This window comes from Psychrobacter cibarius (genome assembly GCF_904845955.1).
In the GTDB taxonomy this organism is placed as follows: domain Bacteria; phylum Pseudomonadota; class Gammaproteobacteria; order Pseudomonadales; family Moraxellaceae; genus Psychrobacter; species Psychrobacter cibarius_B.
The window spans coordinates 153,118-171,136 of sequence record NZ_CAJGYX010000001.1; the positions used below are offsets into that span (position 1 = coordinate 153,118).

The window sequence follows — 18,019 nt, forward strand, 5'->3', positions numbered from 1 at the left end:
GTGTTTATTCGATCGCTGCTTGCGCGTTTTTTTCGCCTTGTCTATACTAACAAGCTTTTATTCATCGTGTGCTGCGGAGCTATTTGATGCCCGATATTTCTCATTTAACTATTGATAGCCTGCCATTGGCTTTTGGCATCATTATGGCCATTATCGGTTTGGTTTTTTATACCCAAGGATTACCCGGTAAATTCTGGCAGCGCTTTTATGCGGTATTGCCGGGTATTGTGCTGTGCTGCTTTATACCTGCAACGCTTAATAGTTTAGGTGTCTTTGCTGACGGTATTGGCTCACAGATTTATGGCTTTACTGCCACTTATCTGTTGCCAGCAAGTTTGCTGTTAATGACCTTGTCGATGGATGTACCAAAGATATTGGGGCTAGGCTGGAAAGCCATCGCCATGTTTTTTGCTGCTAGTATCGCGATTATTATTAGTGGTCCAATAAGCTTAGGTGTCGCTAAATGGATCTCGCCTGAAATGTTCACGGATGATACGCTATGGCGCGGGTTTTCGGCGGTGGCGGGTAGCTGGATCGGCGGCGCGGCAAACCAAGCGGCGATGAAGGAGCTATTTGGCGTCAGTGATGATTTATTTGGGATGATGATTTTAGTCGATACCACCAATGCCTCACTTTGGCTGTTGGCTATCTTGGTACTGGCGAAGCATAGCGATAAGATAGATCGGCTATTGAGGGCAGACACCAGTAGTATTGATAAAGTGATTAAGGCGGTTAGAATTATGAGCGTGACAATGCTCGTCCAGCAACTTTAAATGACTTGATGGTGATGTTTGGCTTATGCTTTGCTATGGTGGGTGTCGCACACTTTATTGGTGGTCAAGTTGCAGGGTTTTTTGCGCCCTATAGCTGGGCTGTACAATATAGCTTTGCCAGCTCGTTTTTTTGGATGGTAGTGATTATAACTCTAATAGGGGTGATTTTTTCCTTTACCAAGATACGTCGCCTTGATCATGTGGGCGCTTCCAAAATTGGTACGGTATTTATCTTCATCTTGATTGCTGCTATTGGTATGCAAATCAATCTTGCGGGTATCGTTTCGCAGTGGCGACTGCTCCTTATTGGTTTATTATGGATGAGCATTCACGTTGTCATTATCTTTGCTGTGGCTAGGATAATTCGCGCACCATTTTTCTTTTTGGCAGTCGGCTCCAATGCCAATACTGGCGGTGCATCATCGGCACCTATTGTCGCAACGGCGTTTCATCCATCGCTTGCACCTGTAGGTGTGTTTTTGGGCATTCTGGGCTATGCGGTAGGCACTTTCGGTGGCTATATTAGTACCCAATTGATGCGCTTGGTGGTGGGGTGATGGTGTTTTTATCAATATTGACTGCTTTTATCCAAATAATCACCCAACCACTTCAAAAACTCATCGCCAGTTGTTGATACATTTAGGCGCAGATGAGTAGAGGCACGGGCATCTGGATAAAACAGTTGCCCTGGTGCGACCAGCCAGCCTGCTTTATAGGCATCTAGTGCCAGCTGCCTGGTATCCCACCCCGTATCTACCCAAACAAAAAGACCTGCTTGCGTATGCTCAGGATAGACAAGCCCTATCTTTGGTAATACTTTGCGCATTCTTTCATGAGCGCTATATAAATGCTGCTGCACTTTTTTAATCTGCCGGCGATACTCGCCATGCGTCCATAGATGATGACAAACCCGTTCGCCAAATTCTGGCGTGTTTGAATTGCTTAAGGTTTTAATACGCAACACATCATCGATGTAGTTATCAGGACAGACCAACATGCCAACGCGCCAGCCTGACGCCATTGACTTTGAAAATCCTGTCGCATAAAACACCCTTTCGAACTGATCTAGGCTGGCATAACGCAGCACTTGACCACCCGGTACGAATGCAGCGTATAAATCGTCCTCAAAAATATAAGCATCGTACTCATGAATAAGGTTAAGTACTTGGTGCGCACGAGCAGGGTGTAGGTTACAAGAGGTCGGATTATGCAGTACGCTATTGGTTAAATAAAGCTTAGGACGATGCGTCGCAAACAGCTTTTGCATCTGCTCAATATTAGGCCCTTGATGGTCACGTTCTACAGAGACGACGTTTAATCCCTGTTGTTGCAAACAGCTTGATAGCCAATACCAGCCCGGCCCATCAACGACCACTGTATCCCCAGCTTGAGTAAGCAGCCGCGCCACCATGGTCACGGCTTGCGACACTCCTGCCGTAGTAATTATATGGTCGGTATGAGTTTGCATACCCAGTGTATGCAGGCGTTGAACCAGCTGCTGACGTAGCGGCAAATAGCCGTGAACATTACCATAGTCATAGATAAAGCCATCTGCTTGCTGGGTGACCTGACGTATGGCCCATTCCATCTTCTCATTACGTACCCAGTCTCTCGGTAATGTTCCCACCCCCGGTGAGCGATAGTGCGGGATATCACTAAAAACTTGCTGTATCAGCCAGCGCGTATCTATTACCGGGTGCTGAACAACTGCTCTTTTATCATCATTCGGTTGAACTGAATTTGTCTGCGTATTGACATAATAGCCCGAGCTGGGCTTAGCGATTAGCACACTGGTAGCCACCAATTGCTCATAAGCTTGTACCACCGTAAAGCTTGATATATTTAATAGTTTCGCTAACTTTCGCACCGAAGGCACACGCTGATTGGGCAGATAAATCTGCCAGTCAATACGCTGCTGTAGCCATTCAGCGACGGCGGCAGTCTTGGTTAAATTGGGATTAAGCGTATAGGTTTCGACCATAATGAATGTGCTTATCTTTTCAATGTCATAATTAATTGTCATGTTAAGAGCAACTATACACTTTGTTCACCATTCGTAAAACTGTATCGGGTCTGTTATGGGCATTTAAACTATAGTTGGTTATTAAGATTCAAATATTAATAACAACTCAGAACGAATGACAGCCACTTTAGGACAAGCCTATGATCCCTTTACACATCGTATTAGCCGTTTTGGTTACCTTTATTTGGGGTGTAAACTTTACCTTTATTGCCTGGGCGCTTGAAAGCTTTCCGCCACTGATGTTAACCGCGTTACGTTTTTTCTTTACTGCCGTGCCGTTGGTGCTGTTCCTTAAACCGCCCAAATTCAACCGTACGCTATTTATCTATGCCATTGGTACCTTTGTTATGCAGTATGCCTTTGTATTCACTGCCATGCATTTGGGTGCATCAGCAGGTTTGACGGCGCTGTTGTTGCAATTTCAAATTTTTATTACCGTCTTGCTGGCGTATGTCATATTAGGTGAAGCGGTGAGTCGTATGCAGATTATCGGTATGTTAGTCGGCGTGCTAGGGTTAGGTGTGATTGCGCTCAATCTCGGCGGTGATATGCCTTTGGTTGGCTTTATCTGCATACTGATTGCAGCCATAGGCTGGAGCTTTGGTAATATTGCTTCAAAACAAGTATCAACGCAGCAGAGCAATATCTATACTACCGCGCCTGCAGATAACAACAAAGCTTCAAAGAAAACATCGACCCTGTCTGCGGTATCATTGGTAGTATGGGGCGATCTGATTGCTTATATGGTTTTGACTCTGTCCTCTCTGCTATTTGAAAATGAGGCATGGACGCTTGCAACATTTACGCAGGCGTCCTTTAAATCTTGGTTATCGCTTGGATTTATCGTCTATGTCTCAACCTTGATTGGCTTTGGACTTTGGGCGCATCTGCTTAGTCAAAATATCGCCTCTAAGGTGATGCCTTTTGCCTTGCTGGTACCTGTATTCGGTATGGCAACTTCAGTACTGCTCATAGGAGAGGTGGTCACATGGTGGAAGATGCTAGCGATGCTGCTCATCTTATCTGGACTGATCTTGGCAAATGTGAAGATAGGCTTAGGCAGGAAGTCTGCTCATGCATAGTAGTAAATAACTTATAGCTTCCTATAAGGTTAGTAAGAATAGACTAAAAGAGCCGTGCATCACATATGAGGCATTGCTCTTTTTTTATGTCAAATGCTTTATATGCCACCATGATAAAGATGAAAATAGGCTACTTATAGCTATATCTGTACACTCACAGTCAAAAACTCTGCACGTACAGTCCATCTATTTTGCCAAAACCTCGCTATAGTGAAAAAGCTTGATCATTAGGATAGATGATAAGCCAAATAAAGCGCGCGCTGAAGGGTAAAGATAAGTGGTCGTATAGACCGGCATATTCTTTTATTTCGGCCATATAAACGCGCTTATTTTGACCAAAATTTCTCGACAAGGAGTCTTTTATGAGCAACGCTCACCCCTCTATAGATCCTATTACCTTGTCCGTCGTACGTGGTGCCTTAGAAACGGCGCAGCGCGAGATGACGACAACCTTAGAAAAAACCGCACGCTCTAGTGTCTTTAACTTAGCTCACGATTATAGTAATGCCTTGTTTGATCATCTGCCTGAGATGATTTTGCAGGGTCAGGATATTCCTATTCATCTAGGTTCACTCATGCCGGCCATGAAAGCCGTTGCCGAATATTACGGTGATGACATCCATGAAGGCGACGTTATTTATCACAATGATCCCGTGATGATGGGCAGTCATATCCTAGATTGCTGTATGTATAAGCCAGTATTTTATAAGGGTGAGTTGGTGTTTTGGACAGTATGCAAAGGTCACGTCACTGATATCGGTGGTCCCGTGCCAGCAGGATATAATCCAGACGCTAAAGAGATATACGCCGAAGGGTTGCGCATTCCGCCTATCAAGATTTGGGAAAAAGGCGTTCGACGTCGTGATGTCATTAATTTGATTCATAGTAATATGCGCTCTCGCCGTAACCAAGAAGGCGATCTTAATGCTCAATATGGGGCTTGTGCGGTTGGTGAGCGTAATATGATTGCGTTGCTAGACAAGTATGGGGTAGAGACCGTCCGTGCGGCGATCGAAGAGCTAAAGAATATGGCTGATACCCATATGCGCTCATTAATTTCATCTATTCCAGATGGCCAGTATCATGGTGAAGCAGTATTAGAAGATTCAGGTCATGGTTTGGGTGATTTGACCATCAGCGCCGATATTGAGATTAAAGACAGCGATGTACATATCAAGATTACCAGTCCACCGCAAGTACCTTACTTTATTAACTCTTATGCTGGTAACTCGATGTCTGGTGTTCTACTAGGGCTGATGATGTTTGCCCAAGTAGACCCACCGTACAACGAAGGTTTATACCGCTGTGTCACGGTAGACTTGGGCGAGCATGGCACACTGTGTAATGCCAGAGAACCCGCCCCTCATGTGAATTGTACTACCACACCGATGGAAACCTTAACGGATGCCGTGCGTATGGCATTTGAAGATGCCGCGCCAGATCGTGTGATTGCTTCTTGGGGTCATGCCTCTGGTATCAATATCTCAGGTATTGACCCAAAAACGGGCGAGCAATACGTCACTATGATTCTAGCTTCGATCATCTCCGGTGCTGGCGCAACTCAGCAAATGGACGGCTGGCATGCTTGTGGCCCATTATGTTGCTTTGGCGCGCTAAGCTCTGGTGATATTGAGCTACTAGAGTATCAATATCCTATCTTAATTCATAAGTATGGCTTGGCAGAAGACAGTGGCGGTGCTGGTGAGTATCGTGGTGGTTGCGGCACCGTATGGGAAGTTGAACCGTTGGGTCATGAGATGACAGTAGTGGCGTTTGGGGAAGGCCGTGAGCACCCGACGATGGGTGCCGCTGGTGCGGAGTGTAGTGGTCAACTAATTTAGGACACCTGATAAGAGGTTTTGATTAAAGTAACGTCTTTCTGTTTCAGCTGGTGTTAAATAATTGTTGAAAGTGTGCGGTCTCACGGTTAGATAGTAGCCCCAGATATAATCACTAATGGCACTTTTAGCCTCAGCGATATTCTCATAACCGCCCTTTGGCATCCACTCTGTTTTGAAGCTTCTAAAGAAGCGCTCAGTTGGGGCGTTATCCCAACAATTTCCACGACGGCTCATACTCTGTGTCATACCGTCGCAATCATCGATTGATTCAGCAAATTTCTTACTGGTGTAATGCGTGCCCTGATCTGAGTGAAATAACACACCACTTGGTTTGAGTCTCGTCTGATACGCCATTTTCAGAGCGTTACCTGTCAGAATACTATCGGGTGAGTCTGAGACACTAAAGCCCACCACACGACGGGCGTACAGGTCTAAAACAACGGCTAGGTAACACCAGCCGCCTTTAATGCGAATATAAGTGACATCGCCCGTCCAGACTTGGTTGGGCGCCGTTGGGCTAAATCTGCGTTTTAAAAGGTTGTCATGGGTTTTATGTTCCTGATCAGCGTGCTTGTATTTGTGGGTCTTGAGCTGGCAACTGACCAGTTTCATTTGCTTCATAATCTTGGCAGCTAAGTAACGCGTTAGCCTAATACTGTGCTCATTCCACAGGATGGCGACAATGGTGCGAGCCCCAGCTGATTGTTTGGAGTCATTGAATATTTGACGTATCAAGGCTTTGAGTTTGACACGTTCAATATCGATAGGCTTAGTCTGTGTACCATAGTAGTAGCTGCTTTTAATGATGCCAAATAAGTCACATAGTCGGCATTTACTGACGCTTTTGTCTTGCTCTGCAAGCTTGCTTATCAGCGATAGCCGTTCAGGCTGTCCAAGGCCAGCAGAGCAGAAGCCTTTTTTAATATGTCGCGCTCCATAGTGAGTCGCTTAACCTGCTTACGCAATTCTTGTAGCTCGCGTTGTTCATCCGTTAAAGCGTTGCCGACTTTAGGTGCTTGGCCATTCGTTTCTTGTCGATACTGACTCAGCCATTTCTGCAGGGTGGATTTGCCAATGCCAAGTGAGCTTGCTACATCAGGTATTTTACGCTTATGCTCAGTCACTAAGCTGATGGCTTCAAGCTTGAATTCTCGGGTATATTGATTGCGATTGTTGGTCGTACTAGTTTCCTTCTTTGGGTTATTATAACCTCTTAGAAGCTGTCCAATTTTATTATGCCACTACAGAGCAAATATCACCTGAGCTGAAATTAGGGCGCTTAGAGATTATCCATAAGGATGGCGTCACTGATCTGCACAAGCAAAATATAATGACTGAAATTCAACCGGGTGACCGTGCGCGTAATACCAATCCTGGCGGTGGCGGTGGCGGCTACGGCATCTCGTTTGCACGGTCGGTACCCGCAGTGTTAAAAGACGTCGAAGAAAGAGTGATATCAGTGGCAGCAGCTAAGACTGAGTATGGTGTGGTTATTGACCCACAAACGCTGGCGGTCAATGAAGCAGAGACGAATGCTTTACGTCGTAAGCTGACGGCATAAAACCCAAAACTAACTGATGATATTAAATAATTTGAGTTAAGGATGACTTATGAACAACGATTTTCGTATTGGCGTTGATGCTGGCGGGACTTTTACAGATTTTGTCTTGGCAGAAAAAACCGGTGATGTTCATCTGTTTAAAGCGCCATCGACCCCAGAGGATGGCACCTTGGCCATTGCCAATGGTCTACAGCAAATAGCCACGCAGTTTGACCGTCCTATTGAAGAGATTATTCAAGCATGCGACCTATGTATCAATGGTACAACCGTGGCGCTAAACGCTCTGATTCAGATGAAAGGGGTGAAGGTCGGACTATTATGTACGGCAGGCCATGAGGACAGTATCGAGATACGTTTAGGGCATAAAGAAGAAGGACATCGCTATGATGCTAGCTATCCGCCAGCACCGCAAATCGCCACCCGTGATCGTCGCTTTCCTATTCGGGGTCGTATTTTAGCTGATGGTACTGAACACGAGCCGCTAAATGAGCAAGACGTGCTCGATGCAATCAGAGCACTTAAGGAAAAAGACGTTCAAGCAATTGCTATCTCTTTCGTCTGGTCTATTCGTAATACTCAGCATGAGCAGCGCGCCAAAGAGCTTGTTGAGCAGCATATGCCAGGGGTGTTCGTCTGCTGTGGTAGTGACGTATATCCACAGATTAAGGAATACACCCGTACCTCAACGACCCTAGTAAATGCTTATTTAAGCCCAGTTATGGCATCTTATGTCCATAAGATTGACGACTACTTTAAGGCGTTAGGCGCTGAGCAGCCCGTACGTTATTTCCAGTCTAATGGCGGGCTTGCAGTTGGTAGTATCATGCGAGAGCGTGCGGTAAATGCCAATAACTCAGGCCCCGCATCGGCACCGCAAGCAGGCCTTTATATTGCCAGTCCTTTTGGAATTAATGATATTATCACGGTTGATATGGGCGGTACTTCTTTTGACATCACTATGGCTAAATCAGGCAGAACCAGCCTCAACCGCGATATTGATTTCTTACGTAATCGTATTGGTGTGCCTATGATTCATGTAGAAACATTAGGGGCAGGCGGCGGCTCTATTGGACATGTTAATACCTTTGGTATGCTAGAGGTCGGTCCTCAGAGTGCTGGAGCGACTCCTGGACCGGCATGTTATGGTAAAGGCGGTGACTTGCCAACCGTCACAGACGCAAACTTAGTATTGGGCTATCTACAGCCGAATGCGGTGTTAGGCGGTAGTGTCACTTTAGACAAAGACAAAGCAGTACAAGCGGTGCAAACACACATCGCTGATCCGCTAAACATCGAGTTAGATCATGCCGCATTTGGTATCAGTGCTATCGTTAACCAAAACATGTCTAATGCCATTCGCCGTATTACTATCGAAAAAGGCTATGACCCTCGGGATTTTGCGCTAGTCTGCGCAGGCGGAGCAGCTGGCATGCATATTATTGCTCTGGCTGAGGAGATGGGTATTGGAACTATTTTAATACCCAAAATCGCATCCTGTCTCTGTGCCTTTGGTCAGATTATCTCTGATATCAAGTATAACTACTTAGCGACATAAATGATGATTCTCGCACCAGATGTAGAATTGCAATCACTCAATGCTAAGCTACAAGAGCTTGAGGAGCAGGGTGTACAAAAACTGCTAGAAGATGGCTTTACAGATGAAGATATCACCATCGAACGTACCATGGAGATGCGCTATGTTGGTCAGGTGCATGAATGTAACGTGCTGATACCGAATGGTAAGCTCGATGCTGATAGCGTCAGCACCATTTTAGAATTGTTCCATCATCGCCATCGTGAACTTTATACTTATGATGAGCGTGATAGTCACGTCGAGCTGGTCAACATTGAGGTATCAGTAATTGGTAAAATAAGTAAGCCAAAACTACCGAGCCTTGTGCCGCAGGAAGGGGATATCAGTAATGCTAAAACGGGTAGCCGCGAGATGCTGTTTGATCAGTCCTATGACTGGATTGATACGCCTATCTATGACGGTGAGAAATTCGGTGCTGGTGCATTGGTCACAGGCCCTGCGCTTATCCAAGAGCCAACCACTACTGTGGTCATTAAAAATGGCTGGCAAGCAGAGCTGCATGAGACTGGCACTTATAAGCTGACTCGAGCAGCATAAAGCAAGTCTATAAAAGCAGGTTATAAAGAAAAACCAACTCAAGGCTTCAGGCATTAAGTACTCTTTAATGCCTGAAGTCTTTTTTATTTTATGATATAAAAGAGGATTATTGATGAATAACTGATAGGATACCAGTACAGTTGTATACCATATATTGAGTGTTCAAGGATGAATGCAAATCAAAAGCCAAATTGTTATCAAAATACTTCTCATCAAACCTTGCTAACAGATAAGACAAAAGACATCGCTGCACATGATTTATCAATGAATAAAAATCTTCTAAGCCCCTCAGGGTTAGAGATGCCAGCAACGGAGCGCATGCAAACCTTAGGTGCCTTCGATTGGAAATATACCATCAACGAGACTTATTTTGATCTTGATGTTAGTTTTCGGCAACCGAATAAGTTTTCTGGTTTTTTGCAACATGCTAAGCTTCTAGAGATAGGTGTTTCGCACTATCATGCTAATACTGTGCACTATAATCGCGGCAGACAGAGCTCTGGCTATATTGATGACAGTATTTTAATTACTTTTCCTATGACAAGCGACGTCCGTTTTACCCAAAAAGGACGGCAGCTGACCTCTAAACCCGGTCAATTTTTTATTGAACTGTCCAGCTTACCTTATGAGTTCTATCATCTGCACGAAGCATCACTGTATGTGATCAAAGTGCCGCTCGCATTACTCACTACGCAAATGGGCACCATAGAGCGACAGTTTGCACGCAGTATGTCTATTGATGAAGGGGCAGGCAGGTTACTGGTATTTCAAATTGGTCAAATACTGGCGCTTATTCATAACAATCAGCTGGGTGACTTGGAGATAAAAATACTAGAGCAGCAGCTGCTTAATCTTATTGTATTGACATTGAGTGCCCCGAAAGAGGTGATGATGAGTTGCAGCTCGTCCATACAGTCGGTGCACCTAAAGCGCATCGAGAATTACGTTTATTTGCATCTAGAAAACTCCGCTTTAACTCCAGCGATGGTCGCTGCTGCTTGTCATATATCTGTCAGATACTTGCATAAACTGTTTTCTAAGTTGCCCTATAGCTTTTCAGAATGGGTCAAGGAATTGCGTTTAAAGCAGGCCAATCACATTTTAAAAACCAAAAGCTACGTGACTATAGATGAGGTCGCTCATAGAGTAGGCTATGCCGATCAAGGTTATTTTTCACGCATTTATAAGCAGCATTTTGGTTATTCGCCGCGAGATACACCAGGCACAGGATAGTCATTGTTATGTACTCTGTCATGCAGTCGTTGTATGATTTATGAATTAAGCATAAGCGCGTATATTAGGCTAAGGAAAAACCAAGATGGCTGGTGTTACGAATGATAAAACAGCAAAAGTAGAAATTTATGAAAGCGCTGATGGACGGGCGCAGGTAGACGTGCGTTTTGGACAAGATACTATTTGGCTTACGCAAGCACAAATGACCGAGCTGTTTGGTCGTGACCAATCGGTGATTTCTCGTCATATTGCCAATGCCATAAACGATGAAGAGATCGCTGAAAAAAGCAATATGCAAAAAATGCATATTGCAAATTCTGACCGCCCTGTGACTTTTTATGACTTAGATGTAGTTATCTCAGTAGGTTATCGCATCAAATCTCCCCAAGGTGTGCAGTTTAGACGCTGGGCAACCCAGCGCTTACGTGAATACTTAGTTCAAGGCTATACGCTCAATCAAGAGCGCTTTGATAAAAACTCAAGCGAGCTACAACAAGCGTTAAATTTAATTAGAAAAACCGCGCAAAGTCCCGAGCTTAAAACCGATGAAGGACGCGGCTTGGTTGAGATTATCAGCCGTTATACACAGACATTCTTATGGTTACAGCGTTATGACGAAGGCTTGCTTGATAATCCTGCAGGGCAAGAGGGCGGTATCTTACCCAGTCCGACTGAGGCGATGGCAGCGCTGACGGATTTAAAAGCGCAGCTGATAAATAGAGGCGAGGCGACTGAACTATTTGCCAAGCCTCGCGGTGATGGTTTGGACAGTGTGCTGGGTAATTTACAGCAAACCGTCTTTGGCGAGCCTGCATACCCGACCATCGAGAGTAAAGCGGCGCATCTGCTGTACTTTATGGTCAAAAATCATCCTTTTACCGATGGTAATAAACGCAGCGGCGCTTTTTTGTTTGTAGATTTTTTGCATCGTAACAACCGACTGCTCAATGATAAAGGTGACATGGTTATTAATAACACGGGGCTTGCCGCACTAACCTTATTGGTCGCTGAATCTGACTCCAACCAAAAAGAAACCTTGATTAAGTTAATTATGAATATGCTGTCTTTAGAGAGTTAATAAGTAGGTTTATCATCCGTGCCACGTAATACTCATAACGCTAATAATAAAAAGCACAGTCTAACGACAAAATTAAAGGAAATTCAATATGTTTAGCATGATAAAAGACTGGCGCGAGCAGCGCATACTGGACAATAGCGAATTTACTCATGCTGACTGGCTGCAAGCGGCTCAGCGTATTGTGATACTTGATCGGTTAAATGAGGACGAGCTAACACGCTTGTTTGAGCTGGCGACGCTGTTTTTGGCGGATAAGTCGATTACTGGCGCGCAGGGTTTTGAGATTAGCGATGCGGTTAAGCAATCCATCGCCTTGCAAGCTTGCTTGCCTATCTTAAACCTTAGCCTTGAATGGTATGCTGGCTGGTCAGCCATTATCATTTATCCTGGTTCCTATAAGAGTGAAACTACCACTGTCGATGAGCTGGGCATTGTCCATGAGGGTAGTGAGCACCGTAGCGGCGAAGCGTGGCTGCGCGGCCCCGTTATTCTGTCGTGGAAGGATGCCAAACACTCAGGTGAGCGCGATGGTCATAACGTTGTCATTCATGAGTTTGTGCATAAACTTGATATGTTAAATGGTCGTGCCAACGGCTTTCCACCGCTACAAGCGGATATGAATCCTGCGCGCTGGACTGAAATTATGACACGAGATTTTGAGGATTTTCAAAGCCATCATAAATCAGGTCTTGATCGTTATGGCGCGACCAATCCAGCGGAATTTTTTGCGGTACTCAGTGAGGTATTTTTTGAGACGCCGCAAAAGCTGGTCGATGCTTACCCTGATATTTACGACATAATGATGAAGTTTTTTCGCCAAACACCACTTTAATAAAAATCATTAATAGTCACTATTAATGTTCGATAATGAATATATAGACATGAAAAAGCAATGAAAAAGGGCAGTGTGTTAATTTAATAACACTGCCCTTTTTTTTGGCTTATTTTTTCTTTAAGCCTATGTTTTTATAGATAAAAACTATTTAAGTTGTCCATTGCTCATTCACAATAGCGACCAAATAGCGTTTACCTTGATACTCTTCAAACACTAAACGCATGATGCGCCAATCCATACCAGCGTATTCCTCTGAGCCTTTATGATAAAACTCGACAACCTCTGAATTGGGATAAATTTTCTTCAGGTTATTAATCATATTCCCACTGTGTTGGAACTCATTAATACTGATACTGGCATTGTTAAATTTGCTAGCATCAATCCACGTGTCTAAATATGTAGGTAGTGGCGTGACAAGTAGATCGCCCGTACCGTCTTTTTCACCCCAAGTAAAACGAATTTTGGACTGTTGCAAATATTGGGCGAATTGTTCACGGCTAAAGACTTTATCCGTCTCAGGACGCACATAGGCATACATCGAAAAACGGACGCCACGGGTTGGATGAATATCATTGGTGATGCGAGCGAAGTCTTTATTTGCAAGCGCGCGCTGAATACGTAAGGCTTGCTGCTTAAGGGTTTGCTGACTGATATCGGAGACAACAGGCGTTGATGAATGGCCGTTAGATTGATTTGGAGTGGCTATATTGGATTCAGCAGAAGATTGACAGCCAGTTGCTGCTAGCGCCAAAGCCAATGCGCCGCCAACGGTTAATTTAGATGAACGGTCTTTGAAAGTAGATAATAGGGTCATAAAGCATCCTTATCGCAGTGGTTATCGAAATATACGTTAATGTGAATATAATTGGGCAAATTTCACAAGATTACTAAGCAAAAAGTTATTAAGTAATAGATCGTTTTTAGTAGATAAACCGGAATGATACGATAATACAGCAGAGTCATAATATGGTTATGATGTAATGGTTTATAACACTTATATCATTGAAGCTCGTAGAGAACGCTATGCCAACACATTATTCACTGACGCTGCTAGCTATGGGACTAATAGCAACCAATTCTGCTATAGCTGATATAGCAGAGTCAACTCAGACTTATGCAGCCATAAAAATAGCGACCATTAGCAACATGTATCAGCAAGATGTCAACAATCAAGGCATGGATAATCCGGTCGTATTGCAACAGTATGCCGACCCAGATCTACAAGCCGCGATGCAGATTGAACAGGATTATTTTGATAGAGAGCAAATATCTTGTCATGTTGATTATGATGTATTGTGGGATTCGCAAGATCCTGATTATGCACAAGACAAACAGTTTTCGATGACTGACCAAGGATTGGTGCAAGTGAGTTTGGCACATGGCAGCAATGTCTATTATGAGTTGTCATGTAATGGTACCGATGACGATGCTAATTGCCGAGTAGCAGATGTGATTTTAGATGAAGATGGCAAGTCTTTGCGCAAGCATTTACTAGAAACCTGTCGCTAGTAAATGTTGAGTATTATTTTTATTAATATCTAAATATAAAAAGCTATAAACCCTAAATAAGAATCACAGTACCAATCATGAGAGCTTATAAATGGCACTGTATAAAACTATGAACCTAACTTCTAAAGCCATTGGTTTGTTTTCGCATAATGTATATTATGTTAAATAAGCAATACCTGATAGTAAATTCATGGAATTATAATCAAACGGTAAATTATTAATCTGATTGATAATTTCTTGACCAAAATATGTACCACCTATCAAATAAATACTGTAATCACTCCTAACGTAACTACTAGCTGATATGTCTTGAAGGTTTAATACGCGGAGCCCTAATTGAGCTTAGTATATTAGATCAAGTCGCTAATAACCTCTTTGCATGTATTTCACAAACCTATGTGTTGTAGATACAGTAATTCTACCATTCATTCAAAGTTAATCTGTTCGATGAACTTGTTCCGACTATGGTTAATATGCTTATTACCTTCACCATGCATAGCTAGCCCTTTGCGTAGTCTCTTATTCTTAATCATCTGGCTCTTTGGTACGAATGCTTTTGCAATGCGTTAGGCATATAAAGATATCACTACCTATAGATTATTAGCTTAGCTCAAAAATCATCACTCTTTTGGTTATCTGTTAATTCATATCCGTTCTAATAGCGCAGGTATGATCTTACAATGCTCCTACTTAGCCTGTCTGCAAGTCTGGTTTGGAACTACCTTATAGTGGCGAATATCATGACCAACTAAGCTGTAATACTTTTTGTTTTAAGTTATCAAAAACCCCTCACTATTCGTAATATAATTTCATCTAAAGCACTAATTTGACAACCGCCAAATTTGCACAGAACAGTACTATGCCCCTAATTTTTATATTCTGTGCACGTACAGGAGCATGGTTTTTGTCGAAAATATGTGCAATCAAATGCTAGGCAAAGCATCCATCTTATATTAACCTCAATTATTTGACCAAAATAACCATTAAAATAACCTAAAGCTCAATAAACGCATAGCCTACTCTTCCTTCAGTCGTTATACTATAATCATCCCCAAGTGAAGGTTGGGGATGATTCTACTTTACAACCTTCCATTTAAAGGGTTTTGTAAACTCACTAATGAATAACAGTGTCCATGTTAGTGTCCAATAGCTATCTACGTTTCCCAGAAGACGCTTCTCAGGATTTATAAAACGTGCGCAAAGATTGCTCTAAATCTAAGTATAGAGATAATAGATTAACATTCACAATTTACCTAGCTTATAAAGCTGACGGATGTACATCATGGCTGTCGATAATTTAAATGATATCAATAAACTTGAATGCCGAGATAAAGATTACTCGGTCAGTGTCTCAGGTATCGCGGGTTTAAGTATTCGTATTTATCCAAATGGTAAAAAGGAATACTACTTACGGTACGCTCATCCCCATATCGATGGTAAGCGCCCTAGAATGATGCTAGGTAAGGTCGAAGATATCAGTCTATATGAAGCTAAGTATAAAGCAGAAACTATACTTAGCATGGTCGCACAAGGCTCCGACCCTAAAGCCATTCATAAAAAAGAGCAAGTCAATAAGTATGCTCATCTAAAGAACGCCACATTTTCTGAAATCACACAAGCGTGGCGAGATCACAAAACGTCAAGTCGTCACCATAGTAAATCTAGAAAGCGCGCGTTTAGTGACTCAACCCTTAAATTTTGGGATTTGTGTCTAGGATACATGTGCCAAGAAATTGGCGACTTAAGAATGAATGATATCACGAGCGAGATGATATTGAGTGTATGTGAGGCGATTCAAAACAATGAAAATCAAGCAACCTTCGTTGGTGCCAGCACTCGGCTTTATACTGAAAAAGTCTTCTCATTTGCTGTCGCAAGAGGATTATGCGATAGAAATGTAGCTATTGATACACGTGGCGAGCTCGCACCTGCCAGTTCAGGCAACCACTTACCAGCCATTACCAAGCCTGATCAGTTTGCTACCCTCCTGAACGATATGTCCCATTTCAAAGGTGCAAGTAAAACCACATTAGAAGCGATGAATTTACTACCGTATGTCTTTGTGCGTAGTATCGATTTGCGGTCTATGCGTTGGCAAGATATAGATTGGGATAATAAGCTATGGGAGTTTTCTCCTACTAAAGGCGAAGGTCGTGATGACATGGTATCTCATTTAGTTGTACCACTAGCCACTCAAGTAATTGAGCGCTTACGAAAAATACAAGCAATCACAGGTCACAAAGAACATGTATTTGCATCGATACGTGTCTCAAGCAATCCTTATATTAGCAAAGCAACACTAGTACAAATATTTCATAGGCTTGGCTACAAAGATGTGCAATGCGCTCATGGCTTTCGAGCATCAGCTAAAACCTTACTTATGGAGCAACCTGAGTTGCGTTATTCAGATATCGTGACCGAGCTGCAATTAGGACATCGAATAAAGGATACGCATGGCGGCGCTTATAACCGATTAGATGAAATTGATACTCGAATACTGATGATGCAAGATTGGGCTGATTATATAGATAAGCTCCGGGGTTCAACGTAATACTTACTTTACGTTAATAATATACCTATTAGCATTCACAATGCACAATAAGCCCTTTGCATAGCATCTCATTCCCAGTCATCACATAACAACCAAAACACCCTAACATTCTATTGTTGGTAGCCTAGATATTGGAATTTCTGCAACCTCGCGCTTGTGATCAACGACCAATCTGACGGCTTCTAATCTCCGGTATCTTATCTGCATGAGCTCACTTCATGTACTGACAAACTCTATAGCCTCAGTTTAATTATCCAGTTTTACCAAACAGTCAGAATTAATATCAGCAATCGTTTTGGCACCAGTCAAGGTCATTGCGACGCGTATTTCTTTATCTAGCAGTTCTAACAAATTGCTTACCCCTGCACCGCCATCCGCTGCTAAAGCATAAATAAAAGCGCGCCCTAGCATGCAAATATCAGCGCCCAAAGCCAACATACGCACAATATCTAAGCCATTACGTATGCCAGAGTCGGCTAAAATTTTAATCTCTCCTTTAACCGCATCGGCAATAGGAGGCAGCGCCCGTGCACTGGATAAAACACCGTCCAGTTGTCGCCCACCATGATTGGATACGACTATGCCGTCTGCCCCAAAACGCACCGCATCTTTGGCATCTTCTGGGTCCAAAATACCTTTGATGACCATAGGCCCATCCCAGTACTCGCGAATCCAATCTAAATCTTTCCAAGAAATAGAGGGGTCAAAGTTATTACCTAGCCAGCCTATATAGTCTTCCAATCCTGTTGTCTTGCCTAAATAAGTAGAGATATTACCCAGATCGTGCGGACGGCCATTCAGTCCTACATCCCATGCCCATTGCGGATGCATCACAGACTGGAAGTAACGGCGCATAGCGGCATTTTTACCGCTCATACCAGAGTGCATATCTCGGTAGCGTGCCCCTGGTACCGGCATATCCACCGTGAAAACCAAGGTCGAACACCCCGCCGCTTTGGCACGCTCCAAGGCATTTTTCATAAAACCTCGGTCCTTTAATACGTAAAGCTGAAACCACATTGGACGGTTAATTTTAGGCACTACTTCCTCAATCGGACAAACCGAAACTGTCGACATGGTAAACGGAATGCCTTTTTGATCGGCTGCCATAGCGGCCTGCACTTCTCCGCGGCGGGCATACATACCTGTCAGACCTACGGGTGACAACGCGACAGGCATAGACAGAGTTTCATTAAATAACTGCGTCTCGAGACTAAGCTGTGACATATCATTCAGTACACGTTGTCTAAGGGCAATTTTTGATAAATCTTCAACATTATGTTTTAAGGTATATTCCTCATAAGCACCGCCATCTATATAATGAAATAGAAATGGTGGCAGTCGGCGCTTGGCAGCAGCCCTGTAGTCGTTTGGAGATGAAATAATCATACGCTTGCCCTTA

16 protein-coding genes are annotated in these 18,019 nt (G+C 43.4%); 12 read left to right on the top strand and 4 right to left on the bottom strand.

Going from position 1 to position 18,019, the window contains the following annotated elements; genetic code table 11:
* The first annotated feature begins 86 nt into the window (after positions 1 to 86).
* Positions 87 to 773, top strand: coding sequence for a DUF819 family protein (locus JMV76_RS15000; protein ID WP_265090249.1), 687 nt, complete (start codon positions 87 to 89; stop codon positions 771 to 773).
* A 35-nt stretch (positions 774 to 808) separates the two neighbouring features.
* Positions 809 to 1,330: a DUF819 family protein gene (locus tag JMV76_RS15005; protein ID WP_374190029.1), complete on the top strand. Its 522-nt coding sequence runs from the start codon at positions 809 to 811 to the stop codon at positions 1,328 to 1,330.
* 11 nt (positions 1,331 to 1,341) lie between these two features.
* On the opposite strand, the gene JMV76_RS00615 is transcribed toward JMV76_RS15005, so the two are convergent.
* A complete protein-coding gene (locus JMV76_RS00615) occupies positions 1,342 to 2,754 on the bottom strand; it encodes an aminotransferase-like domain-containing protein (protein WP_201501259.1) in 1,413 nt (470 codons plus the stop codon).
* Between the two features lie 182 nt (positions 2,755 to 2,936).
* Here JMV76_RS00615 and JMV76_RS00620 point away from each other — a divergent pair, with 182 nt between their 5' ends.
* Complete coding sequence (locus JMV76_RS00620; RefSeq protein ID WP_201501260.1) at positions 2,937 to 3,878, top strand: EamA family transporter; 942 nt, start codon at positions 2,937 to 2,939, stop codon at positions 3,876 to 3,878.
* A 362-nt stretch (positions 3,879 to 4,240) separates the two neighbouring features.
* On the top strand, positions 4,241 to 5,719 hold the full coding sequence (gene capB / locus JMV76_RS00625) for a caprolactamase subunit beta (RefSeq protein ID WP_265090250.1): 1,479 nt from the start codon (positions 4,241 to 4,243) through the stop codon (positions 5,717 to 5,719).
* Here the strand turns inward: capB and JMV76_RS00630 are convergent.
* Positions 5,711 to 6,948, bottom strand: a protein-coding gene (locus JMV76_RS00630) for an IS3 family transposase (RefSeq protein WP_227690053.1) whose coding sequence is annotated in 2 segments (ribosomal slippage) — positions 5,711 to 6,642 and positions 6,642 to 6,948 — 1,239 coding nt in all. Because the reading frame shifts where the segments join, the coding sequence is not laid out codon by codon here. The two genes, capB and JMV76_RS00630, sit on opposite strands and share 9 nt — an antisense overlap.
* A 101-nt stretch (positions 6,949 to 7,049) precedes the next feature.
* Between JMV76_RS00630 and JMV76_RS00635 the strand changes: the two genes are divergently transcribed.
* The 6 genes from JMV76_RS00635 (at position 7,050) to JMV76_RS00655 (ending at position 12,554) form a co-directional block, all read left to right on the top strand.
* Positions 7,050 to 7,280, top strand: a complete 231-nt coding sequence (locus JMV76_RS00635; protein ID WP_201501261.1) for a hypothetical protein — start codon at positions 7,050 to 7,052, stop codon at positions 7,278 to 7,280.
* Between the two features lie 49 nt (positions 7,281 to 7,329).
* A complete protein-coding gene (locus tag JMV76_RS00640) occupies positions 7,330 to 8,835 on the top strand; it encodes a hydantoinase/oxoprolinase family protein (RefSeq protein WP_265090251.1) in 1,506 nt (501 codons plus the stop codon).
* The gene (locus tag JMV76_RS15010) at positions 8,836 to 9,411 is read left to right on the top strand and encodes a hypothetical protein (protein WP_265090252.1); all 576 of its coding nucleotides are present in this window, start codon (positions 8,836 to 8,838) and stop codon (positions 9,409 to 9,411) included.
* Between the two features lie 168 nt (positions 9,412 to 9,579).
* Positions 9,580 to 10,644 (top strand): AraC family transcriptional regulator, encoded by a 1,065-nt coding sequence (locus JMV76_RS00645; RefSeq protein ID WP_201501262.1) that lies wholly within the window; start codon positions 9,580 to 9,582, stop codon positions 10,642 to 10,644.
* Between the two features lie 85 nt (positions 10,645 to 10,729).
* Entirely contained in the window at positions 10,730 to 11,722 is a 993-nt protein-coding gene (gene rhuM / locus JMV76_RS00650; protein ID WP_201501263.1) for a RhuM family protein, read from the top strand.
* Between the two features lie 88 nt (positions 11,723 to 11,810).
* Positions 11,811 to 12,554 carry a M90 family metallopeptidase gene (locus JMV76_RS00655; RefSeq protein WP_201501264.1) on the top strand — a complete coding sequence of 248 codons (744 nt, stop codon included), beginning with the start codon at positions 11,811 to 11,813 and terminating at the stop codon, positions 12,552 to 12,554.
* Between the two features lie 151 nt (positions 12,555 to 12,705).
* Here the strand turns inward: JMV76_RS00655 and JMV76_RS00660 are convergent, their stop codons facing one another.
* On the bottom strand, positions 12,706 to 13,371 hold the full coding sequence (locus tag JMV76_RS00660) for a hypothetical protein (protein ID WP_201501265.1): 666 nt from the start codon (positions 13,369 to 13,371) through the stop codon (positions 12,706 to 12,708).
* Between the two features lie 209 nt (positions 13,372 to 13,580).
* Here JMV76_RS00660 and JMV76_RS00665 point away from each other — a divergent pair, with 209 nt between their 5' ends.
* Positions 13,581 to 14,066, top strand: coding sequence for a hypothetical protein (locus tag JMV76_RS00665; RefSeq protein ID WP_201501266.1), 486 nt, complete (start codon positions 13,581 to 13,583; stop codon positions 14,064 to 14,066).
* 1,282 nt (positions 14,067 to 15,348) lie between these two features.
* Positions 15,349 to 16,617 carry a tyrosine-type recombinase/integrase gene (locus JMV76_RS00670; protein ID WP_193836979.1) on the top strand — a complete coding sequence of 423 codons (1,269 nt, stop codon included), beginning with the start codon at positions 15,349 to 15,351 and terminating at the stop codon, positions 16,615 to 16,617.
* Between the two features lie 246 nt (positions 16,618 to 16,863).
* On the opposite strand, the gene lldD is transcribed toward JMV76_RS00670, so the two are convergent.
* Complete coding sequence (gene lldD / locus JMV76_RS00675) at positions 16,864 to 18,006, bottom strand: FMN-dependent L-lactate dehydrogenase LldD (RefSeq protein ID WP_193836978.1); 1,143 nt, start codon at positions 18,004 to 18,006, stop codon at positions 16,864 to 16,866.
* Between the last annotated feature and the right edge of the window lie 13 nt (positions 18,007 to 18,019).